Below are 23077 nucleotides of genomic sequence, written 5' to 3' on the forward strand. Positions count from 1 at the left end.
AGGCGGAGAAGGGCGCGGGAAATACTCCCACTCGGAATGCTGCGGCGAACCCAGTCCCCTAGCTTAGAGGGCTTAAGTCCGCCGCAGCCAATCCGCTAACCACGGGAATACCGGATTTGGAAGCGTGAAACGTGCCATCGCGCGGCTGAATTTCAAAAAACATCCATGTTCCGGGCTGTGTGCGGAGTTTTTCATATCCGAAGTTTAGAGTTTAAATTTTTCCCGCATCCTCCAATCTCCCGCCCCTCACCATGACTGCCTCCGAGATCCGCAATTCCTTCTTCGATTTTTTCCGCGAAAAGCAGCACACGATCGTGCCTTCCGCTTCGCTGATGCCGCAGTCTCCCGGCCTGCTTTTCACCAATGCCGGGATGAACCAGTTCGTCCCGTATTTCTTGGGCACTGAAAAGCCGCCCTATGCTCCGGCGCGTGCAGCAGACACACAGAAATGCATCCGTGCGGGAGGAAAGCACAATGATCTGGAGGATGTCGGCTATGACACCTATCACCACACATTCTTTGAAATGCTGGGGAACTGGTCCTTCGGGGATTATTTCAAAAAGGAAGCGATCGAGTGGAGCTGGGAACTTATTGTGGAGCGGTGGGGCGTGCCTGCGGAAAGGCTCTACGCGACGGTCTACGCGCCATCGGAGGGGGATCCATCAAGCTTCGACCAGGAGGCATATGATCTCTGGGCGGAACTTTTCAAAACCAAAGGGCTTGATCCGGCGAAGCACATCGTCAATGGCAACGTGAAGGATAATTTCTGGATGATGGGTGAGACGGGTCCATGCGGACCGTGTTCCGAGCTGCATGTGGATCTCACTCCAAACGGGGATTCCGAAGGAAAGCTGGTAAACCAGGACTCCGATCTATGCATCGAGATCTGGAACCTCGTTTTCATCCAATACAATGCGGAGGCAGACGGGTCATTCCGTGAGCTGCCGGCGAAGCATATCGATACTGGGATGGGATTTGAGCGCGCCTGCTCACTCATCCAGAATACCCGCAAATTCACAGATTTCTCCCGGAAACCGACGAATTACGCGACGGATGTTTTCCAACCGATCTTCCGCAAGCTCGAAGAACTCAGTGGAAAAACCTACTCGGATATCTATCCGGAGCCGGGTGCTGACCGGGCGGCATTTTCCGAGGAGATGAAAACAGCGGTCGCCTTCCGAGTCATCGCAGATCATCTCCGCACCCTGAGCTTCTCGATTGCCGATGGCATCATGCCGGGCAATAATGGCCGGAACTACGTGCTCCGCCGTATTTTGCGCCGTGCCGTCAGATACGGCCGTCAACTCGGTTTTTCCGGTGAAAAACCATTTTTCGGGAACCTCGTTGTCGCTCTGGTAGAGCAGTTGGGCGAGGTTTTTCCAGAGCTCAAGGCCCGTCAGGACGTGGTCCGCAAGACTCTTGAGAACGAAGAAGCGAGCTTCAACCAGACGCTGGATCGCGGTTTGAAGCGCTTTGAGGATGCTGTGGCTCCGGCTGATCCCGGCACCCCGGCGGTTTCCTTCGGCACAACGTTCCCGGGGTCGATCGCTTTCGAATTGTACGATACCTTCGGCTTTCCACTCGATCTCACAGAGCTGCTCTGTGCGGAGCGTGGCCTGACAGTTGACACCAACGAGTTCGAGAAGCTTATGGAGCAGCAGCGTGAGCGCGCTCGTGCTGCGCAAAAATCAACTGTCGTAAGAGCTCTGGATATTTCCACGGATGCTATTACTGAATTCCTCGGTTTTGAAAACGATGAAACTGAAGCCACGGTCCTCGAAGTCCATCCGCAGGAAGATTCGCTTTTCGTGATCACTGATAGAACCGTTTTCTATGCGGAGATGGGTGGGCAGGCAGGCGACACCGGGGTCATGATTGTGAACGGCAATGAGATCGAAGTGTCCGGCACACAGCAGATTGGCAGCGCCCGTGCCCACGTGATTGATTCTGCCGCCGCGGTTGGCGTGGGCGATAAGATATCCCTCAAGCTCGATGAAAAACGCCGCCGTCCGATCGAGGCGCATCACTCCGCCACGCACCTTCTTCATTGGGCGCTGCATGAAGTGGTTTCCAAAGATGCCACCCAACAAGGCTCCTCGGTTGACGAATACCGCCTCCGCTTCGACTTCAATAGCGCTGCCCTAACCGCCGGGCAGATCGCTGAAATGGAAGAATTGGTGAACGGTGCGATCCAAGGCGAGCTCACCGTCTCCTGGACAGAGGTGAAGCACGCGGACATCAAGGATCGCGAGGATATCATGCAGTTCTTCGGCGATAAATATGGAGAAACCGTTCGGGTGGTTCAAATTGGCGGTCATGCCAACCAGCTTGACGGTCCTTCGATGGAGCTCTGCGGCGGAACCCACGTCCGCAACACCCGCGAGATTGGTCTTTTCAAAATCAAATCCGAGGGCGCGATCGCTTCCGGCGTGCGGCGGATCGAGGCGGTTTGCGGTGACTCCGCATGGGATTATCTCAATGAGGCGGTCAGTAAATGGGATACGGATCTCAAGGCTGCCCGCGAGAAGCTCAAGGTGGCCAATGAGAAACTGACCGAGCTAGGCGAAGAGGCAGTCACCGTAAATGACTTCCCGCACATCATGACGGCGATGCTGACCGAGCGTGCCGATATTGCCCAAATTAATGCAACCTTCTCCCACGGTCAGCGCACGCTGGAGGAAACCCAGGCGGCTGCGATTGAAGCCGAGAAACGCATCAGGAAAATTCAATCCTCCCAAGCCGCGGCTCTGGCTGACGAAGCCCTCACGGATCTCATCGCAAAAGGAGAGCCGATTATCGTCAGTTTTGACTCGGATGCTTCCTTGCTTCAGGAGCTCCAGAATGGCCTGAAGAAAAAGGCTTTCGCCGGCCCGGCTCTACTGGTTGTCGACGATGGTGAGAAGCTTCATCTCGCAGTTCATTGCGGCCCGGATGCTCTGGCAAAAGGTCTGAAAGCAGGTGATATTCTCCGGGAGCTGGCAGCTATCGCCGGCGGGAAAGGCGGTGGTAAGCCGGATCAGGCACGTGGCGCTGCGGGGGATCGCGGCAAGCTTGATGAGATCAAGGCAGCCGCTGCGGCAAAATTCTGAGATAGGATGCGGTTTTGGCAAGGGCGGTAAACGACTCCGCCCCTGCCGGTTGAATTTTTCTAGCGGGCTTTCAGGGCATCCAGACGACCGGCAGCATATGCGCCGAAGACCTGCTGGATTTCATTGCGCACACGGCGGAAAACGGCGAGTTGCTCTTCTTCCGTGCCAGTCGCGTGTGCAGGATCATCGAAAGGCCAGTGGTGACGATTCATCTGGCCCGGGAACATCGGGCAGGCTTGATCGGCATTTCCGCATACGGTGATCACGGTTTCCACATCTTGCTCCAGAAACTCGTCCATGTGCTTGGAGCGATGCGAGCTGATATCGATACCGATTTCCTCCATCGCCTTGATCGCGAGAGGATGAACATATTCCGCGGGTTTCGAGCCTGCGCTCCGGACGTTGAAGTCACTGCCGAGAGCTTTTCGCAGGATACCTTCGGCAAGGTGTGAGCGGCAGGAATTACCGGTGCAGAGGATGAGAATGGTTGGTGGATTCATTGTTTTCAGGTTGTTGGATAAAATTTTCGTTTCAGGAAAAAGGAGACGTGGACCAGCCCGATCAGTGCGGGGACTTCAATCAGAGGGCCAACGACAGCTGCGAAGGCGACTCCGGATTCCAGCCCGAAGACCGCGATGGCCACCGCGATGGCCAATTCGAAATTATTGCCTGCAGAGGTGAAGGCCACGCTGGCGGTGCGCGGATAGTCGGAGCCTAGCTTTGCCGCCATGAAGAAGCTTATCAGGAACATCATCGCGAAGTAGATCACCAGCGGAACGGCGATTCTCAGGACATCCATCGGCAGACGGACGATCGCATCACCTTTATAAGTAAACATCACGACAATGGTGAAAAGCAGGGCGAACAAGGTCAGCGGGGAAATCTTCGGGATGAAAACATTTTCATACCATTCCGTGCCTTTGGCTTTCACCAGTAGCAGGCGGCTTGCGATTCCAGCTGCGAAAGGGATGCCCAGATAGATGAGAACGCTATGGAAAATATCCGACATGGAAACCGGAACCACGATCCCTTCCAGCCCGACATACGGAGGAAGCACAGTGATAAAAAACCAAGCGTAGGCACTGTAAAACAGGATCTGCGCGATGCTGTTCAGCGCGACGAGACCTGCGGCATATTCGCTGCTGCCTTTGGCCAGATCATTCCAGACGAGAACCATGGCGATGCATCGGGCGATGCCGACAAGGATCAATCCGACCATGTAATCCGGCTGATCCCGTAGGAAGATGACGGCAAGAATCCACATCAATGCGGGACCGATCAGCCAGTTCTGCACCAGTGACAGACTGAGGATCCTTGTGTTTGAGAAAACTTTCGGCAGCTCTCCATAGCGGACCTTTGCCAGCGGCGGATACATCATCACGATCAAGCCGATCGCAAGCGGCAGATTGGTCGTGCCAAGTGTCATTGGCGCGAAGAAGGCCGCCGGATCGGCAATCACGAAGTTTCCGAGAAAAACTCCGATCGCCATTGCGACAAAGATCCAGACCGTCAGATAGCGGTCCGTAAATGACATGTTTTTTGCGACGGTGTCAGACATAACGGGTAAATGGTATGGGTTAGCAGCAATTCGGGCCGGAGCAGGATGACTTCCCGCCGATTGCAGGGAGCCGGCCGATGGCAGGGAGGCCACAGAGCTCCGGAGCGAGGCATTCCGTATGCTTGTTCTCGAGGATCAGGATGACGGCATCGTTGGTTAGCTCATGTCCGACGATGACGTATTGGGAAATGACCTTGTCCTCGTATTCGATCTCCACCGGCACCTCTTCATCGGGGAGGATGCTTTTTGCTTTTTCCATAATGGCAGCCATTTTTCCGGTCTCGATGCGATGATCGAAATCCTCGCCCACCCAGATCTGGAGCTGGCAGCAGCGGTTTTCGCGAAGCGTGCCCCCACAATCGAGGAAGGTTTTATGCACGTGGCCGACTTCCGTGACGTGGAAGGAAAGCGGAACCTGATTGCCATCCGGAAGTTTGATACGGAAGTAACGGCTGGAGAATTCTGAGAGTAATGCTTTTAGTTCTAGGAGTTTCATAATGGTAGTTTTGCAAGTTTAACCGGGCCCGGGCAGCAGCTGTTTTCACGGTCGGCGAGTCGGATTTCCGCCTTTTTGAAGTCAGCCCGGTGGTCGAGATCGTCGGGAAGTGAAGAGATGATTTGTCCAAGGAGCGGGAGGTATTCCGGATCAATGCGGAAATAGGTCCACTTGCCGCAGCGCTCACTTTCGAGCAATCCCGCTTTGCGGATAATCTGAACGTGGCTGGAAACGGATGACTGCGGCATTTCCAGGATATCGGCCAGCTCACACACGCATAATGCGCGATCCTTCACGAGATGGATGATACGCCAGCGGGTCTCATCCGCCAGAGCACGGAAGAATTTTGCGGGGTTGCTCATAACGAAAATAGTCATAACGTAATTTATCGTTATGTCCAGCGATTTTCTTGGGGTCGCTTCTGCTGCAAAAAGGCAGGGATCCGATATTTCTGAATGCGATGCAGCCGGGTTTCCTGAGGTGGCACCCATGGTGCGGTAGAATCTCCAAAGTGTTGGGTGGCAATTATCGCTTTTCGCGCGATGATTGTGCCGCCCGGGAAAACCACTTGCCGGGAATCACTTGCCAGGAAGAGGCAGTTGACCGGCTGTATGCCGAAAATAATCCACCAGACAGAATCAACCGAAATTACCGCACCTATGAAAGCAATCCAATTCATCCGCAATAGCAGCGAGGCAGGCTCCGCTATTGAGACCGAACTTCCGACTCCGTCTCCCGAAGGCTTTGATATTCTTGTTAAAATCGAGGCAATCGGGCTGAATCCCGTGGATACAAAAGTCCGCCCCGCGGAAGGTGGGGAACCGAAGACTCTGGGCTACGATGCTGCTGGTGTGGTTGTGGCCACAGGCGATAAAGCTTCTCTTTTCAATGAGGGCGACAAGGTTTTTTACGCAGGTGATGTGACGCGTCCCGGATCGAATGCGGAGTATCAGCTCGTCGATGAACGTATCGTCGCAAAGCGGCCGGAAGGCCTTGATGCGGCTACCAGCGCGGCACTCCCTTTGACTGCGCTCACTGCCTGGGAGTCTTTGTTCCACCGCCTCCATATCGATCCGGAAGCTTCCGGTAAAAACGCCGGGAAAACCCTCCTGATCATTGGTGGAGCAGGCGGAGTAGGATCGATGGCGATTCAGTTGGCAAAACGGGCGGGGCTTACGGTGATCGCCACCGCATCGCGGGACGAAAGCGCGGAGTGGTGCCGGAAACTGGGCGCGGATCATATTATCAATCACCGCGGTGACATGCCCTCCCAGCTCCGGGAACTCGGCTTTGAAAATGTTGGCTACATCGCAAACTACAACAATGTCGATAGCTCTTGGGCAGCCATGGGAGAAATGATAGCACCGCAGGGTGGTGTGGTCCTGATCACGGAGCACAAAACTCATCTCGATATGGGCGGTCCCTTCAAAGCTAAGTCTGTGGCAATCTGTTGGGAGTTCATGTTCACCCGCGCGATGTTTAAGACCGCAGACATCATCGAGCAGCACAATATCCTTACCCGCATTGCAGAGTTGATCGAATCCGGTGAGCTCCTCGCCACTGCCAATGACAACCTCAGCCCCATCAATGCGGAAAATATCCTTGAGGGACACCGCCGCATCGAATCCGGCAGATCCATTGGAAAGCTCACCATTTCCGGCTGGGCGTAAGTGCGGGAAAACCAATCATCACATTTCAAAGAATTCAGAACCATGAGCAAGAAACTTACGATCACCGCAGATATTTACGCCAAGCCCGACCGCATTGATCTCGTAAAGGCGGAGCTGTTGAAACTCGTCGAAGTCACCCGGGCCGAAGATGGCTGCCTCCAGTATGATCTTCATCAGGATAATGTGGATCCAACCCATTTTTTCTTTCACGAAAACTGGGAGTCCCGGGCGCATTGGGAGGCTCACATGGAAAATGCGCACCTGGCCGCCTACCAGACTGCTACCGAGGGAGCAGTGGCCGATTTCAAAGTGAACGAACTAACCCATATCGCTTGAGCAAGAGTGTCCATCCAGCGGAAAATCTTTCCGGTTTTCCTTCGGGATCCAGCAGGACCGCTCACTCGATTACTTGTTTTTTTCGTCATGGAGAGGTGGATGGTTCGCTCTGGAAAATAACGACGGCATCCTCGGTTTTCGGAGAATTCGCCTATTTTGGGAGAGAATGAACCATGTAAACGGGTCTATCCCCTTTACATGCAGATACGCTCTGATTTGAATGCGCAGTCAATTTTCTTAAACCAGACGACACAATGCCTTTAACTATCAAACCGAAATCCGAATGCGCCTTTGATCAAATTTCACTGGGAGAAGTGATGCTCCGCCTCGATCCGGGCGAAGGCCGCATCCGCACTGCCCGTAGTTTCCAAGCCTGGGAAGGCGGCGGCGAATACAATACGTCACGTGGATTGCGCAAATGCTTCGGCTACAAGACTGCGGTCGTAACCGCATTTGTGGACAATGAAGTGGGCCATTTGATCGAAGATTTCATCATGCAAGGTGGCGTGGCTACGGATTTCATTCAATGGCGTGAGGATGACGGTATCGGCCGCTCCGTCCGCAACGGATTGAACTTCACCGAGCGTGGCTTCGGCATCCGTGGTGCTGTCGGCAATCCCGACCGTGGCAACACCGCCGCATCCAGCCTCAAGCCTGGCGATATCGACTGGGATCACATTTTCGGAAAGCTTGGCGCACGCTGGTTCCACACCGGCGGAATCTACGCGGCTCTATCCGAGAGCGCCGCGGAAGTTACATTGGAGGCTGTGAAAGCAGCTAACAAATACGGCACGATCGTTTCCTACGATCTCAACTACCGTCCTTCGCTCTGGAAAACCATCGGCGGCATTGAAAAAGCCCGCGAGGTGAATCGTGAGATCGCCCAATACGTCGATGTGATGATCGGGAATGAAGAAGATTTCACAGCTTCACTCGGCTTCGAGGTCGAAGGAGTGGACCACAATATTTCCACAATCGAGACAGAAGCGTTCAAGAAAATGATTGAAACCGCAGTGAAGGAATTCCCGAACTTCAAGGCAGCGGCAACGACTTTGCGTGGGGTGAAAACCGCTACAATCAACGATTGGTCCGCCATCCTCTGGCACGACGGTGAGTTCCACGAATCCCGCAAGTATGACAATCTCGAAATCCTCGACCGTGTCGGTGGAGGTGATTCCTTTGCTTCCGGCGTCCAGTTCGGATTCATGGAGTTCAACGACCCGAAAAAAGCTGTGGAATACGGAGCCGCACACGGCGCACTGGCTTCCACAACGCCGGGCGATACCTCCATGGCGACCCGCAAGGAAGTCGAAAAGCAGATCTCCGGCGGCGGCGCTCGGGTGGTCCGCTAAATCCGCATTTTATTCCGGCATTTTGTTCTGCAAAGTGCCGGAACAATTTTCTTCCGTTGCTCATGCGTCACTCATCGGTGGCGCATTTTTTGTTGCCGTCATTGCTAGACTAGGCGGAAATGTTCGGGCAAGTTCCCGCCGTGCCAGAGAACGAAGAAAATATCACCAAGCCTCCTACCTTTCGGGAGGACCTGACTGTTTTGATGAAAGTCCGGCTGAACTTTTTCGTGTTGGTGACAACATTCTTCGGTTATCTGCTGGCGAGGAAAGGAATGCCGATGGAGTGGGGGATTCTGATTCACACCTTGCTTGGCACGGCAGCCGCGGCTTTTGGCTCCGCTGCGTTCAATCAGCTGATGGAAATCGATCTGGATCTGCTGATGAAGCGCACCGCGGATAGGCCGCTTCCCTCTCGGCGTATGAATCCGATCACCGCCTTTGCGGTCGGCTGGATACTTTCTGCCATCGGTATCATTCATCTCGCGGTAATGGTTGGGCAATGGGCTGCTTATCTGACAGCCGCGACCATTGCGATTTACGTTTTCATCTATACGCCAATGAAGCGTATGAGCTCGGTCAATACGTTGATTGGTGCAATCCCCGGAGCAATTCCCCCGGTGATCGGCTGGGTCGGTGGCGGAGGCGGGATCATTGATCCGGAAGCGTGGTTTTTGTTCGGGATACTGTTTTTCTGGCAGCTTCCCCATTTTGTCGCGATCAATTGGCTTTGCCGCCAGGAGTATGAGGATGCCGGATATAAAATGTGGTCCAATGGTGATCTGAGCGGAAGACGCAGTGGAATTCTTTGCGTGATGTTTTCCCTCGTGCTTGCCGCGTTCTCATTATTGCCGGGTATCTGGGGTTTCACGAATCTCTTGTGGCTGATCGGCGGGCCGATTTTTGGTTTGGCCATCGCGGCGCTCAGCCTGCGTTTCACAAAGCATGGTGAACGCACTTCCTGCCGACAGTTATTCTTCTCGACTCTTATTTACCTTCCCGTTGCCCTAACGGTGCTTCTCATCGCATGGAAACGATAGCACGAAAACTGATAACAGCCGGACGTGATTTGGCGGACGAGCTTCGCCCGCTTGAGTTTTCCGATCCGGTTTCCCATACCTACCTGACGGTGGACTACGCTCGGGACGGTTATGAGAAGTATCTGGAGAAGTTTGCAGGCACGACAAAAAGGGTGCTGATGCTGGGAATGAATCCCGGACCTTATGGGATGGCGCAGACAGGGGTTCCTTTTGGCGAAATTGCGATGGTGAGGGACTGGATGCGGCTTTCCCCGGAAATCGGGAAGCCGGCGATCGAGCATCCAAAGCGGAGGGTTCTGGGAATGGACTGCCCGAAATCCGAGGTAAGCGGGCGCAGGTTATGGGGACTTTTTTCGGAAAAATTCCCGCAGGCGGAAGATTTTTTTGCAGAGCATCTGGTGATCAATTTCTGCCCATTGATTTGGATGAAAGACACAGGGGCGAACCTCACGCCCGACAAAATCAAAGCCAGCGAAATGGTCATGGTAGACGCAGCTTGTCAAAAGCATCTGAGACGGTTGATCGAGCTTACCAAACCGGAGTTTCTGATTGGAGTGGGGGCTTATGCGGGAAAACAAATGGCCTTGGCCAAGGCGGAGCTCGGTGTGGCAGGAACGATCGGGAAAATTCTCCATCCCTCGCCCGCATCCCCAGCCGCGAATCGTGGCTGGGCGGAAGCGGCTGAAAAGCAGCTGCGGGATATGGGTGCCTGGTGATGAATTTTCGAGCGGCTATCGTTTGATGGGTTTGGCGTCTTTTCCAGCCGGCACCGTATCTTTCGCCGCAGGTGCATCGCCATGGTTGGGACGTGCATCCTTACCAGCGGGAACGGTATTTTTACCGGCGGGGGCATCTCCTTTGGTCGGTTTGGAATCTTTGCCTGCGAGAACTGTATCCTTGCCCGCAGGCGCGTCGCCTTTAGTTGGCTGGGCGTCCTTCCCGGCAGGGACGGTATTTTTTCCTGCAGGAGCGTCACCCTTCGCAGGCTGCGCATCCTTTCCTGCCGGAACGGTATTCTTACCGGCGGGAGCATCACCTTGGGTTGGTTGGGCTCCTTTGCCCGCCGGAACCGTGTTCTTGCCAGCCGGAGCGTCGCCTTTGGCCGGGCGAGCGTCTTTACCCGCGGGAACGGTGTCTGCTGCTCCCGTTTCGTTGTCCTCTTTTTCGCGTGCTTTCTGAACGGCTTTCTCTTTCTCGAGCGCCTCCCTGTCGGCATGGGAATCCCGGACGGCTTCACTGCTTGGCTCCGGCGCCGCGTCTGCAGTTTTCGGTGCGATAAATATGACTCCGGACAAAAGTCCGAGGGCTACCGCAGCAACATTACAAGTATTCAGATTAGTATCGATCATATGATATCATACGATACTTCCGCGCTCTGTAAAGTGACCGCCTGAACACGTCAGGCGATCGGCGTCCTCCGCGAGGACAAAGGTCAATGCTTTCCGAAGGTCCCGAGCAGCGCCGCGAAATCAACCGGCTCTGCCTTATCCGCATTGAGAATGGCCATTTTCTGAAGGGAGAAGATTTCAGAGATTCCCTTGGTGGAAAGGTCCAGCATGGAGTCCATCTGTGCGCGGGTGAAGACGGCCTCTTCGCCGGATCCCTGGACTTCCACGAGTTCCAGAGCTTCTGTCATGACGATGTTGCAGTCGACAGTCGCAGCCTTGTCCTCCAGGTAATTGAGATCAAGGACAGGGGTGTCCTCATAGATGCCAGCGGAGACCGCGGCTACGAGTTTCTTGAGAGGGAAATCCTTGATCTTTCCTTCGGCTAGCAGGCGGTTGAAGGCGATTGCTGTAGCCACGCATGCGCCGGTGATGGAGGCTGTGCGGGTGCCTCCGTCCGCCTGCAGGACATCGCAGTCGATCCATAACGTGCGTTGGCCGATTTTCTGGAGGTCGACAACGGCACGCATTGCACGGCCGATCAGGCGCTGGATTTCCGAGGAGCGGCCATCGAGTTTTCCGCGGGAAATATCGCGTGATTTGCGATCGTGCGTGGAGTAGGGCAACATCGAATACTCGGCGGTAAGCCAGCCGCCCGGCACGCGCTGGTGACGCATCCAGCCGGGAACACCCTCCTCGATCGTCGCGGAGCAGATGACACGGGTATCGCCAAAACCGACGAGCACCGATCCAGTAGCATTGGGGGCGACATTCGGGTGGAAGGAGATCGGGCGGAGCTGGTCGTTTGCGCGTGCGTCAGGGCGAATCATGGCGGCACGGTTAAACGCCCGGCGTCAAACTTCAAACCCCAAATTGAAGGGAAATCCGATCTGGCGGGCGATGTTTTTCTGATTGGTCATTGAGCGGGTAATCGGAATCGGCTTACAGTCCGGCTGCGAATGCCTGAGGCCGAGTTTTTGGAAAGTTTAGGAATCATCTCGGTCTGCGCCGCGGTGATGGTTGCGATCGGCAGAATGGTCAGAATGCCGGCGATCGTCGTTTATCTTCTTTGTGGGATCGTGATCGGGCCCTGGTTTGGATGGGTGAAAATGGGGGAGGGGCTGGAGCTTGTATCCGAGACCGGAATTGCCTTGCTGCTTTTTCTCGTTGGGCTGGAGCTGAGCATTGGCAAGGTGAAGGATGTCGGCAAAGTCGCGGTGGTGGCAGGGGTGCTGCAAATTGGCTTCACCGCGCTGAGCGGTTATGTGCTGTGCTCGCTTTTGGGGTTTGGGATGGCGGAGGCTGTCTTTCTTGCGATCGCGCTGACGTTCAGCAGCACCGTGGTGGTGGTGAAGCTGCTGGATGAGAAAGGAGAGCTCGAAAGTCTCTACGGGCGTATAGGTCTGGGTGTGCTTCTGGTGCAGGACCTGGCGGTGATCATGCTGTTGACCTTCCTCGCCGGAATGTCCGATGAGACGGGCGAGGCGATGAATGCCGGCACGGTGGGGATAGGTTTATTGAAGGCCTTTGGCGGAATGGCAGTGTTGCTGGTTGTGGCGCTGGTCGCTTCAAAATACCTTTTGCCAAAGCCTTTCAAATGGGCGGCACGCTCCCCGGATGTGCTTCTCATCTGGGCGCTCTCGTGGTGTTTCCTGATGGTTTTCGGAGCGCACGAGTTCGGGTTGTCGCTGGAGGTTGGAGCTTTCCTTGCCGGAATGAGCCTCGCACAGCTGCCGTATAATGAGGACTTGAGGCGGCGGGTGCATCCGCTGATGAACCTTTTTGTAGCGGTGTTTTTCGTGACGCTCGGGATCCGTATCGATTTCAGTGGAGCCTCCGATCACATCGGGAGCGTTCTGGCACTTTCGACTTTTGTTTTACTGGGAAAGCCGTTGCTCTTCCTCGCGATTTTAGGTTGGAGGGGTTACGGACGGAAGACAGCTTTCCTGACTGGTGTGACGCTTGCGCAGACCAGTGAGTTCGCTTTTATTTTGGCTGGGTTGGCGATGAGCAAGGGCTTGATCGGAGGAAATATTCTCCTGATTTCCGCTTTGATCGGGGTGGTGACGATCGCTGTTTCATCCTATACGATCATCTACAGCCACAGCCTCTACGCATGGATTTTGCGGATGGGTTTATTGAAATTCAAATTCCTTGATGGAAAGCCGGAGGTGGCGGATCGCATCGTTCATGCCGGGGAGCATTTGGACCGACATATAATTGTGGTGGGTATGAATTCCCTGGGGAGAGAGCTTGTGAGGCGCCTCTGCGCAAAGGGGGAAAATGTGTTGGCCGTCGATACAGATCCGCAAAAAATGGAAGATCTTCCGGGTAGCAGCCTGTTGGGCAGCGTCGGCTATCTTTCCGTTTTGGAGGAGGCCGGCTATTCGCGGGCAAAGCTTTTGGTTTCCGCCCTTCAGATCGAGCAAACAAATGATTTGCTCGCATACCGATGCAGGGCTGCCGGAGTGCCATGCGCCATCCATGTGGTGGACTTCTCGGTGATTGATAACCTGTTGGAGCTCGAGACGGATTACCTGATGGTTTCCAAAGTTGACGGGGTGAAGGCGCAGCTACGGATTCTGCAGGAAATGGGGGTTTTGAAATGAATACATTCGCTTTGTTATTAGTGATGGCAGCGATTGCCTATGGCATCGCCAAATTTTTCCGATTGCCGTCGGTGCCCATTCTGATCGGTGCCGGAATGTGTCTGGGCTTGGCTGGTCTGGTGCCGCACGAGCTGCAGCTTGGCGGAGGCGAGGGCGCGATGGATATGCTGGAGCTGGGCTTGGTTTTCCTAGTGTTCTCATCCGGGGTGGAGCTGAATCCGAGCCGTTTCATGCGTCTCGGAAAGGCTGTGTCGTGGGTCGCCGGAGTGCAGTTCGGCCTGGCGATGGGCACGGGATTTCTGTGTGCGAAGTGGATGGGACTCGGGACTTTGGAAGCGGTTTACATGGGGGGGGGCTTGGCTGCGAGTTCCACCCTGGTGGTTCTACGGCATCTGCAAAGCCGCAAGGCAATGTTCGAGCCCTATGGTAGGGTAGTGACCGGAGTTCTGCTGCTCCAGGACGTCGCGCTGGTGCTGCTGATCGTGCTGTTGTCGAGGGTCGACGGAGGGGGCTGGGATGTTGGGAGAGGGCTTTTGGAAACGTTTATTCTGGGCGGAATTGCCTGGGTGGCCCAGCGGTTTGTGATTCCCAGGATGGTTCTCCGTTTCAAGCCGGATGAAGAGAGCCTGCTGCTCTGGCTGGTGGCTGTTTTGCTCGGGTTTGTAGGGGTTGCCGCATGGCTGGGGCTACCTTTGATTGCCGGAGCCTTCACGGCGGGCTTTGTTTTTTCCGCATTTCCTCTCAATGGATTGGTGCGTGGGCAGTTATCGTCTTTGGTCGATTTTTTCCAGGCGATGTTTTTCGTCGCGCTCGGGGCGCTACTGGGTATCCCGGAGCTCAATCTTTGGCTGCAGGCGGGGCTTTATTCGATCGTGGTGATCACGGTTACCCCGCCACTTGTTGCCTTGGTCGCTGAGTGGCGCGGGCTCAATGCGCGGGCTGGAATCGAGTCCGGACTGCTATTGGCTCAGACGAGCGAATATTCGCTTTTGCTGGGGCTGAGCGGTGTGGTTTTGGGGCATGTCAGTCAGGATACCTTTTCAATTCTGGCGCTGACCACTGTGATCACGATGGTGGCGACTCCTATCCTGGGCCGTGAGGAGGTGGCGAACTTTCTGCTTCCATTCCACCCGCTGCGGAAACGGAAGCGGGTGGAATCCGCGTTGGAAGGACATGTGTTGATTCTTGGTTTTGGGTCGGCAGGTATGTGGACGCTGAAGCCGCTCCTGGCTCAGGGGGAAAAGGTATTGGTCGTCGATGATGACGCTGTCGTTTGCAGGGCTTTGGCGAAGAAAAATGTCCCCTATTTACGGGGTGATGGGGCCGAGGAGGAAGTTTTGGAGAAAGCGGGAGCTTCCCGCGCGAAGATCGTCATCGCCTCTATGCGGAGAGTGGGCGATGCGATGGTTGTTTTAAAATACGTGAAAGGAGTTCCAGTCATCGCACGGGTTTTCGAGGATGAGGATGCTGCGAAGATCAAAAAGGCGGGTGGTATCCCAGTGATGAACTCGCAAGCGGCAGCGGATACGTTTATGGCCTGGCTTGCTGCGAATGACCGGGTGAAGGATTGAAAACCAGAGATGGATCTATCGCCATCCACTTTCTCGGAAGTAGATGATCCGGTAGTTGGTAGGGGCCGATGGTTTCCCGGTGGAGCTGGGTTACGCGGATACCGTAACGGAGGAACATCCGTTTGATCTGATGGTGTTTCCCTTCGTAAATCGTCAAGCGGCAGCTGGTCTCGGACAGCATTTCCACTAGCGCGGGCTGGGTGCGGATTTTTTCTTTATCGAATGACATTCCGCTGCGGAATTTCGCAATAGCATCCGGCGGAATGGGAAGATCTGTATGGATCAAATAGGTTTTGGGGATCTTCTGGGCCGGCTGGGTGAGGGATTCCGAGAAAGCGCTGTCATTGGTCAGGATGACAAGGCCGGTGGTGGCCCGATCGAGACGGCCGGCCAAGTGGAGATCGTGAGCCCAATCGGTCTTTATCAGATCGATGACTGTCGTGTGCTCCCGGTCCTGGGTTGCGCTGACGGCCCCTGCTGGTTTGTGGAGCATCACATAGCGTGCTGTGCGCTGCTGGAGAATTTCCCCGGAGAGTTCCAACTGATCGAACTTGCCCACCTCTACTCTGCCTTCGCTTTGCTGGATTTTATTGAGAAAGACTTGCCCCGCCTCCAATGCCGCCTTTGCAAACCGCCTTCCTTTACCGGTTCGCTTTGCGATGAATTGGAGTAATGTCATGGGTGGTTTCGGCGTATGGGTTTCCAAATCTGAGATCTTCGCGGATGCGATTCCAGTAACTATAACAAACGGGAGCTTGTCGGATCGGTATGATCAATTCATGAATCGGTGGATAGAATTTTTCCCGCTTAAACGTAACCGTTTGCGAAAGGATGGGAAAAATTCGTCCATTTTTTGTTCCTAAACCCAGCTGCTGAAAATCATGCCTTCAAATAAATTATCCGCCAGGGAGACCGATTCGCCATTTCTTCCAGAAAATCCTTCGAGAAGACAATTCCTCACCGCTTCCGGGGCGGTTGCGTTGAGCGCCTGTCTGGGAACTCTTGCCGCGAGAGCCGATACAGCGGGGGATTTGAAAACAAAGAAACTAAAGATCGGGATTGTGGGGCTCGGGAACCGCGGCTCGGGTGCTGTAAGAGATGTTCTCGGGGCCGACCCGAATGTGGTTATTTGGTCCGTCGGGGATGTGAATGAAGAAACGACCGGGCAAAACAAAAGCAAACTGAAACAAACCTACGGTGAGCGGATCGATTGTGAGGAGCGGACTTTCATTGGGTATGATTCCTTTGAAAAAGTTCTTAACTCCGGGATTGATATCATCATGCTCGCCACGCCTCCGGCATTCCGCCCGGCTCAGGTGAGAAAATCTTTCGAAAAAGGAGTCCACGTGTTCGCGGAAAAGCCATGGTGTGTGGACGCACCGGGCCTGAGAATGGTGGAAAGCGCTGTGAAAGCGGGGAATGAAAAGGGTTTTTCCTTCTTAACCGGTCTTGTCTGGCGGCATACGGAAGCGGCGAAAAAGATCTATGAAACAGCTCTTTCCGGAGAAATCGGAGATATACTAACGGCAACCGGCTACTACTGCCTGTGGCAGGGAATGGAAAAGAATTCCCTGGAACCGGCAAAGTTGAAAACGCTGCATGAGCATAATGGTTTCAAGAGGTGGTTTAGTTTCCGCGAGTTGGGCGGTGACTGGATCATGGAGCAATTTATCCATTCGGTGGACAAGCTCGGCTGGGCCATGAATGACGATGTGCCGGAACGTTGCTACGGAAACGGTGGTCGCCCTTTGAATGGCTCTCCGGGAAATACCACGGAGTTTATTAACATCACCTACGAATACCAGGATGGGAGAAGAGCTTTGCTGAATGGCAGTCACATGAGCCGGTTCCGGACAATTCATGACGAAATTTTCGCGACGAAGGGACGGACGAAGCTCAGTAACGGACGTTCCTTTATCGAAAAGGAAGGAAAGCGTATTTTCGAGGCTGATACGGTAGCTCTCGGCTACGAGCTAGAGCATGTCACTTTTCTTGAGCACATCAGAGCTGGCAAGGTTTACAGCGATCTGAAGCCTTCCTACAATACCCACCTCCTTGCTCTCATGGGAAGGATGGCCACCCAGACCGGGCAGGAAATTTATCCGGAAGATGTGCTGGAGTCTGATGAAGCCTATTTCGACAGTGAGAAAAAGTGGGATTACGACACTCCATTCGAGACCATGCCCTATCCCTCGCCACTAAACTCCTAGTCTGATCCACCGAATGTCTCTCCGAAAATTTTTTAGCGCCACCTGCATCATCCTTCTGGCAGGTATTGCCCATCTTTCCGGGGCAACGTTTGAGCAGAAATCGATGAACGCGTTTCTGGCTGAGTATCCAGAGGCGGAGCCTCTCATTTCCGAGGGCGCGGCAGTCGAGGGTGTATGGAGCCACTTCAAATCCACCGATAGGAAATCGGGAATGATCAAGGTGCCAGATGGCCAGCCGTATACCAAAAAATCCTACGGGGACTTTGTGTTATCTTGCGAGTTCATGCTGGAGCCGGAGGCCAATAGCGGAATATTTCTGCGCTATCCCGGCAAGGGAACCGGCTATGACTCCATGTGTGAGCTTCAGATGCTGGATAACAGCGCGAAGAAGTATTCCAAGCTGAAGGAGAGCCAATACCATGCAAGCGCCTATGGGTTGGTAGCGGCGAAGAAAGGTTTTTTAAAACCCGTCGGTGAGCTTAATTTTCAGACAGTGGAAGTCCGCGGGCACAGGATCCGGGCCTGGCTGAACGGCTCGCTGGTTCTGGATGCTGATCTGGAAAAGGCGGAATCGGAATTCCATCCCCAAGTCGGCAAATTGCGGTTGTCCGGACATCTCTGCTTGGGTGGGCATGCGGATGGCGTTTACTATCGCAGTATGTATGTCGTGCCGCTCGATGCCGCCGAGGCGAAGGATGACGAGCTTTTCCCGAAGGTGGGAGAGATTCTTTCCAGCCGCTGCATCAGCTGCCATAACGGGGAATCCAAGCTGGCAAATGGTGGAAATCTCTCATTGGAAACACGCCAGGATCTGATCAAAGGAGGAAACCGCGGCGCTGCGTTGCTCCCTGGTGATGCGGAAGGCAGTTTATTATATACCAGCTTGATTGCCCACGAGGCTCCATTTGCCATGCCTCCACGGGATCGTTTCGACCGTATTCCGGAATCTGAAATCAGCCTCATCCGGGAGTGGGTGAATCGCGGGGCGCACTGGCCGGAGGGCGAGACAATTGTTTATAGAAAGGAAAAAGCCAACGGAGCTCGAATTGATCCCAAGGAGCTGGAACTTGTAAAACTGATCCATGCGAAAATTCTCGAAAACTCAGCGGATACACCTCCCGGCGAGCCATACTCTGACAAAGTGGAGAATATCAGTGTGCCGCTGAAAATGCTGCCGATTCCTGCCGGAAAATTCCAGATGAAAGGATCCGGGAAAGATGATGAATTTACCGCGGAGCTTGATGGGTTTTGGATCGCGGAAACGGAGCTGCCGTGGGATCTCTATTCTCCTTTCATGGAGCCGGAAATCGGCCGCAATAAGGATGGCTACCCGCAGGATATGTCGCTGGTGGGTGAAGATGAGGTTATCCTGGCCCAGCCATCCCGGCCGTATCATGCAATGAGCTTTGGCATGGGGGTGCGCAGGCATCCGGCGATTGCGATGACCCAGCATGCGGCGAACAAATACTGCCAGTGGCTCAGTTGGAAGACCGGGCATTTTTACCGGCTGCCTACTGAGGCGGAATGGGAATATGCGGCCCGGGCCGGAGTAGCTACTTCCTATCCATGGGGAGAAGATGCCGACGCAGGAAAGATGGATCAATACGGATGGTATAATGATAACAGCAATGGATCCTACCAACGGCTTGGCAGAAAGGAAGCGAACGCGTGGGGAGTGAAGGATATGCTCGGTAACGTCATGGAATGGACCCTGGATGGATTTGTGGAAAACCGGCGCGCGGCTTTGGGCGATAAAGATGTTGTGAAGGCGCCATGGATCAAAGCGACCGGTCCCTACCCCCATGTTTGCAAAGGGGGGCATTGGAACTCCGATCACGCACAATTGAAGTTCGACGGACGTGAAGGCTCGGATCCCAAATGGAAAATCTCGGATCCCCAGAATCCGAAGAGTATCTGGTATCATACCAATATTATGTGGATTGGCTTCCGGCCGGTGCGCAGCGAAGTGATTCCCAGCGTGGAGGAAATGTATGAATACTGGAATTCCGGTGTGGCGTATGATTGATAGGCATCTTCCTGACGCGTCATGAACCGCCGCGCGTTCATCAATCGACTGGCTTTAACCGGCCTGGGCTTTATGGGCGTGGAGAATCGGGCGTTTGCCGTGGGACGGCTCGGGCATGATTGTATGTGGGAGTGGGGCTGTATGGGCAGCTACTTCAAGGCTTATTTCCAGCTTCCTGCGGGTCGGACGGAGGCGGAGTTCAACAGCCTCAGAAAAGAAGTGGCCGGAATGTTATCGCGGCTGGAGCTGATATTTTCAGTTCATCGGCCGGACAGTGAAGCCCTGGCGCTCTGCCGAAAGGCAAATGCACAACCGGGGAAACCCATTGCTGTAAGCAACGATCTCATGAAGGTCACCGGGAGCGCCCTGGAATATTCGGAGATGACCCGTGGGCATTTCGATCTCACCGTTGGATCACTGACCAACTATTGGAGATTTTGTGCGGCATCGCAAAAAATTCCCGATCCGGAACGCGTCGAGCTTCTAAGGAAGCGGGTCGGTTGGGGACAACTGGAACTTGGAGAAAAAACCATCACGTTCCATCCCAAAAGCGGGGAAATTCTGCTGGATTACGGAGGAATTGCAAAAGGTTACGCGGCGGATCGGGCGATGGCTTGTTTTCGTAAAGCCGGAATCACCGCGGCAGTGCTCGATCTCGGTGGGGAGATCATTGCTTCGGATGCTCCAATTGGAAAATCCGGCTGGGAAATTGCCATTCTGGATCCAAATGGAGCGGTGGCGGGTGAATCGGTGTTTCTAGTGAATCAGGCACTTTCGACCTCCGGCGATCTCTACCAATCCATCTCGGATAAGGAGCTTCATCTAAGCCACGTGGTGAATCGGAGGGAGCCCGCCGGCTTACGCAAAAATTCCAGTGTGACCGTCGTCGCGGAGTCCGCCGTGGCGGCGGATTGTCTCGCTACCGCGGCGCATTCCTCCATGGGTTCGGCGGACTTCGCGGTTATCTCCAGGCTTTGTGAGAAAATTTGGAGCCGGAGCGGTTAGCTGGATCGACGCTTGTTTTCAGCTCAACTGGGTTTCCGCGAGGAACTTGTAGGTTCCGTTTGCCGCATAGAGGCTGTCGTGAGTGCCTTGTTCCACCAATTCACCCTTTGAAATGACCAGAATTTGATCGGCGTGCCGCACGGTCGAAAGACGATGGGCGATAACCAGCGAAGTGCGGTTCTGCATCAAGCGCTCCAAAGCCTCATTGACGAGTCTTTCGGATTCGGAATCAAGAGCGGATGTCGCTTCATCGAGCAGTAGGATTTTCGGATCCGCGAGAATAGCCCTGGCGATTGCAATCCGCTGGCGCTGACCTCCCGAAAGCTTCGTGCCCCGCGGACCGACAATCGTCTCGTAGGCCTCTGGAAGCTCTGTGATGAAGCTGTGGGCATTTGCCTGGATGGCTGCGTTTTCGATCTCTTCGCGAGTGGCACCCGGTTTTCCATAGGCGATGTTTTCCAATATTGATCCGCCGAAGAGCATGACCTCCTGGGGCACGATCGCGATCTGGGAGCGCAGCGAGCTGAGCGAAATTTCCTTGGAGTTGGTTTGGTCCAGCAGCAGGTTGCCCGAGGTAGGATCGTTAAAGCCGAGAATGAGGGAAAACAAAGTCGACTTTCCTGCTCCGGAGGGGCCGACAATCGCCGTGCGCTGCCCTGCCGGAAGCACGGTGGAAATATTTTTCAAAACCGGAGCATCCGGCCGGGAGGGGTAGGTGAAGGAAATGTCCTGCAGTGTGATCTGGCCGGAGATGGTTAGATCCGAGGCACCGCTCCCGCGCTCGGTAGGCATATCGAGTATTTCCCGCAAGCGCTCGGTGGCTCCCGCGGTTTGCTGGAATTGGGAAATGATTTCCGGGAATGAGCCAAGCGACGCTCCGACAAAAATGGAAAAAAGGATGAAGGACGAGAAATTTGTCCACGAGATGCCATCGGTGGCATACATCCGGGCTCCATACCAGACCACGAAGGCAATGGTGCCAAAAAGCACGAAGATAATGAATGAGAGGAACGCCGCCCTTGCGCGGGCACCTTTGAGAGTGACGGAAAGAAAATCCGAGAGGGAGGACGCGTAGCGGGTCTGCTCGAATTTCTCGTTAGTGAAGGCTTTCACATCCGCAATGTTCTGGACTGATTCCTCAATGACCGTTGAGGCCTCGGCCAATGATTGTTGCGCGGCCTTCGAGTGCTTTTTGACCCTCATTCCGAAAAATGCGATCAGCAGAATCACGACAGGAATGCAGCCGAGCATGATCAGAGACAGCTTCCACGAGGCGATGAAAATGAAGGTCAGGCCCCCGATTAAAATGACAAGCTGACGGACTGCCTGGGGCACCGTGGTAAGCAGGGTCTCGCGGACCAGGCTGAGATCCGAGGAAACTCGATTGCTAAGAGAGCCGGCGCGTTGATCCTGGAAATAGGAGATCGGTAGGTTCAACAAATGTTTGAAAATATCCTGGCGCAGCTTGTTCAATGCGGATTCGCCGGACTTGATGAAGCCTTGGACGCGGAAAAACGCGATGCTTGCCTGCAGAAACAAAACGCCGAGAAGCATCAAGACCGTCTTGTTGATCCCGGCAAGAATTTGCTCGGGTGGGACTGCATTCTGGAGTGCGTCTGCCGGGTTCCCGATGAGTTCTTTTAGAAAATAAGGAAATGCGAGAGCCAGACCGGCAGTCACAAAGAGAGCGATGAGAGAGGGGATGAAGACTTTTTTCTCACCCAGCAGGTAGGAGAAGATCCACCTGTTTGAGGAAATGGGAGATTTTTTATCCGCGGAAGGCATGTGCGGATGGGAAACGATGGAGCGCGATGCGTCAATGACGGGAAATGCCTATAATGGGTTAGGAGCGTTTGCGGCGCAGTGTGGCAGCTGAAAGTAGCGATAAAATGAGGGCCGTGGACGGCTCCGGCACGGAGGTCAGGCCTGTGATCGCTGTTGCGTAGCTGCTGAGGCGAACAAAGAGATTCACGTCGCCGGAGCCGGGTGGCTGCAGTAGGCTACTGGGCGCACCAGGCAGAACGAGAGCGGGCGAGTCCGTGCCGAAAGTGGATGTGCCGGAGCCGGATTTCTGGGTAACGACGGAGGTGATGCCCGTCAGATACCAGTTTCCGGCTATGTTTTGGAATAGTCCGGAGCCGGAGTCAAAAACTGTTGCTCCCGCTTCACCTGCGGTTTGTCCCAGCGTGGTCTGGAGCGCGTCGAAGGCGTAGCTGGAGTAGTTGAAATCATCGATCGAGCCTCCGATCTGATTGGTGCCCCAACGCTTGGCCACGGTGGAGGTATCGCCCCATGTAACGGTGTCCAACGACGATCCATCATCACTTCTGCCCACTCCGTAGGCGACGATTGTGGCGGGGCTCAACGACTCATCGGAGCCGGTGTAAATACTGACCCCGGAGAGCGGAGGGGCGGAGCTTAAATGAATTATTTTCAGATCCACGCCCGGTGCGACCCGTATTTCCGGAGAGGCGTCACGTGTGAAGAACGTTGTCCCATCGAAGGTGATCCTGTCATAGGGGGCGACATGGCCTGCCGTGAGAACATAGCCGTTTCCCAGATAAATCCCGGTCCCGCCGATATCTCCGCTCAAATTGCTCAGACTACCGACGGATTCGAAGGGCAGGCCGCTGCCCGGATCGGTGCGATTGGTGGAATTGTCCCCTCCATAGATCACCAACGCGCTAGCCATGCCCGCAAATATCGACGGGAATAGTAGACATTGTGAGAGTA

At 54.6% G+C, this 23077-nt stretch carries 20 protein-coding genes; 11 read left to right on the forward strand and 9 right to left on the reverse strand.

The features are described 5' to 3' along the window. Positions 1-251: 251 nt before the first annotated feature. A complete protein-coding gene (gene alaS / locus ACFSSA_RS07960; protein WP_386819902.1) occupies positions 252-3089 on the forward strand; it encodes an alanine--tRNA ligase in 2838 nt (945 codons plus the stop codon). 59 nt (positions 3090-3148) lie between these two features. Here the strand turns inward: alaS and ACFSSA_RS07965 are convergent, their stop codons facing one another. The 4 genes from ACFSSA_RS07965 to ACFSSA_RS07980 are packed head-to-tail and all read right to left on the reverse strand — an operon-like array spanning position 3149 to position 5520. After that, complete coding sequence (locus ACFSSA_RS07965) at positions 3149-3589, reverse strand: arsenate reductase ArsC (protein WP_386819903.1); 441 nt, start codon at positions 3587-3589, stop codon at positions 3149-3151. Between the two features lie 5 nt (positions 3590-3594). Next, on the reverse strand, positions 3595-4623 hold the full coding sequence (gene arsB / locus ACFSSA_RS07970) for an ACR3 family arsenite efflux transporter (protein WP_386819904.1): 1029 nt from the start codon (positions 4621-4623) through the stop codon (positions 3595-3597). A gap of 43 nt (positions 4624-4666) precedes the next feature. Further along, on the reverse strand, positions 4667-5143 hold the full coding sequence (locus ACFSSA_RS07975) for a DUF6428 family protein (protein WP_386819905.1): 477 nt from the start codon (positions 5141-5143) through the stop codon (positions 4667-4669). Beyond that, on the reverse strand, positions 5140-5520 hold the full coding sequence (locus tag ACFSSA_RS07980; protein WP_386819906.1) for an ArsR/SmtB family transcription factor: 381 nt from the start codon (positions 5518-5520) through the stop codon (positions 5140-5142). The genes ACFSSA_RS07975 and ACFSSA_RS07980 overlap by 4 nt, the downstream gene beginning before the upstream one ends. A 282-nt stretch (positions 5521-5802) precedes the next feature. On the opposite strand from ACFSSA_RS07980, the gene ACFSSA_RS07985 reads away from it, so the two are divergent. From ACFSSA_RS07985 to ACFSSA_RS08005, 5 genes are all read left to right on the forward strand, one after another. Beyond that, complete coding sequence (locus ACFSSA_RS07985; protein ID WP_386819907.1) at positions 5803-6813, forward strand: zinc-binding alcohol dehydrogenase family protein; 1011 nt, start codon at positions 5803-5805, stop codon at positions 6811-6813. A 42-nt stretch (positions 6814-6855) separates the two neighbouring features. Beyond that, positions 6856-7149: a putative quinol monooxygenase gene (locus ACFSSA_RS07990; protein WP_386819908.1), complete on the forward strand. Its 294-nt coding sequence runs from the start codon at positions 6856-6858 to the stop codon at positions 7147-7149. Positions 7150-7403: 254 nt separating this feature from the next. After that, the gene (locus tag ACFSSA_RS07995; RefSeq protein ID WP_386819909.1) at positions 7404-8501 is read left to right on the forward strand and encodes a PfkB family carbohydrate kinase; all 1098 of its coding nucleotides are present in this window, start codon (positions 7404-7406) and stop codon (positions 8499-8501) included. 140 nt (positions 8502-8641) lie between these two features. Continuing rightward, the gene (cyoE, locus tag ACFSSA_RS08000) at positions 8642-9538 is read left to right on the forward strand and encodes a heme o synthase (protein ID WP_386819910.1); all 897 of its coding nucleotides are present in this window, start codon (positions 8642-8644) and stop codon (positions 9536-9538) included. Further along, the gene (locus ACFSSA_RS08005) at positions 9526-10254 is read left to right on the forward strand and encodes a uracil-DNA glycosylase family protein (protein WP_386819911.1); all 729 of its coding nucleotides are present in this window, start codon (positions 9526-9528) and stop codon (positions 10252-10254) included. Before cyoE ends, ACFSSA_RS08005 begins: the two co-directional genes overlap by 13 nt. A 15-nt stretch (positions 10255-10269) precedes the next feature. On the opposite strand, the gene ACFSSA_RS08010 is transcribed toward ACFSSA_RS08005, so the two are convergent. Beyond that, a complete protein-coding gene (locus ACFSSA_RS08010) occupies positions 10270-10887 on the reverse strand; it encodes a hypothetical protein (RefSeq protein ID WP_386819912.1) in 618 nt (205 codons plus the stop codon). 83 nt (positions 10888-10970) lie between these two features. Next, on the reverse strand, positions 10971-11753 hold the full coding sequence (gene rph / locus ACFSSA_RS08015; protein ID WP_386819913.1) for a ribonuclease PH: 783 nt from the start codon (positions 11751-11753) through the stop codon (positions 10971-10973). Between the two features lie 129 nt (positions 11754-11882). On the opposite strand from rph, the gene ACFSSA_RS08020 reads away from it, so the two are divergent. Together ACFSSA_RS08020 and ACFSSA_RS08025 are read left to right on the forward strand one after the other, a co-directional pair. Beyond that, positions 11883-13532, forward strand: a complete 1650-nt coding sequence (locus ACFSSA_RS08020; RefSeq protein WP_386819914.1) for a cation:proton antiporter domain-containing protein — start codon at positions 11883-11885, stop codon at positions 13530-13532. Continuing rightward, a complete protein-coding gene (locus ACFSSA_RS08025; protein ID WP_386819915.1) occupies positions 13529-15103 on the forward strand; it encodes a cation:proton antiporter domain-containing protein in 1575 nt (524 codons plus the stop codon). The genes ACFSSA_RS08020 and ACFSSA_RS08025 overlap by 4 nt, the downstream gene beginning before the upstream one ends. On the opposite strand, the gene ACFSSA_RS08030 is transcribed toward ACFSSA_RS08025, so the two are convergent. Further along, positions 15063-15782 carry a pseudouridine synthase gene (locus ACFSSA_RS08030; RefSeq protein ID WP_386819916.1) on the reverse strand — a complete coding sequence of 240 codons (720 nt, stop codon included), beginning with the start codon at positions 15780-15782 and terminating at the stop codon, positions 15063-15065. The genes ACFSSA_RS08025 and ACFSSA_RS08030 overlap by 41 nt on opposite strands. 202 nt (positions 15783-15984) lie before the next feature. Between ACFSSA_RS08030 and ACFSSA_RS08035 the strand changes: the two genes are divergently transcribed. From ACFSSA_RS08035 to ACFSSA_RS08045, 3 genes are read left to right on the forward strand one after another with little or no spacing between them, the layout of a single operon-like run. After that, the gene (locus tag ACFSSA_RS08035; RefSeq protein ID WP_386819917.1) at positions 15985-17313 is read left to right on the forward strand and encodes a Gfo/Idh/MocA family oxidoreductase; all 1329 of its coding nucleotides are present in this window, start codon (positions 15985-15987) and stop codon (positions 17311-17313) included. A gap of 13 nt (positions 17314-17326) precedes the next feature. After that, the gene (locus tag ACFSSA_RS08040) at positions 17327-19339 is read left to right on the forward strand and encodes an SUMF1/EgtB/PvdO family nonheme iron enzyme (protein WP_386819918.1); all 2013 of its coding nucleotides are present in this window, start codon (positions 17327-17329) and stop codon (positions 19337-19339) included. 21 nt (positions 19340-19360) lie between these two features. Beyond that, complete coding sequence (locus ACFSSA_RS08045; RefSeq protein WP_386819919.1) at positions 19361-20344, forward strand: FAD:protein FMN transferase; 984 nt, start codon at positions 19361-19363, stop codon at positions 20342-20344. 18 nt (positions 20345-20362) lie between these two features. Here the strand turns inward: ACFSSA_RS08045 and ACFSSA_RS08050 are convergent, their stop codons facing one another. Both ACFSSA_RS08050 and ACFSSA_RS08055 read right to left on the reverse strand, forming a co-directional pair. Beyond that, positions 20363-22129, reverse strand: a complete 1767-nt coding sequence (locus tag ACFSSA_RS08050; protein ID WP_386819920.1) for an ABC transporter ATP-binding protein — start codon at positions 22127-22129, stop codon at positions 20363-20365. Between the two features lie 58 nt (positions 22130-22187). Then, positions 22188-23036, reverse strand: coding sequence for a trypsin-like serine protease (locus tag ACFSSA_RS08055; protein ID WP_386819921.1), 849 nt, complete (start codon positions 23034-23036; stop codon positions 22188-22190). Positions 23037-23077: the final 41 nt, after the last annotated feature.

It is taken from the genome of Luteolibacter algae, from assembly GCF_042683045.1.
GTDB lineage: Bacteria > Verrucomicrobiota > Verrucomicrobiia > Verrucomicrobiales > Akkermansiaceae > Luteolibacter > Luteolibacter algae.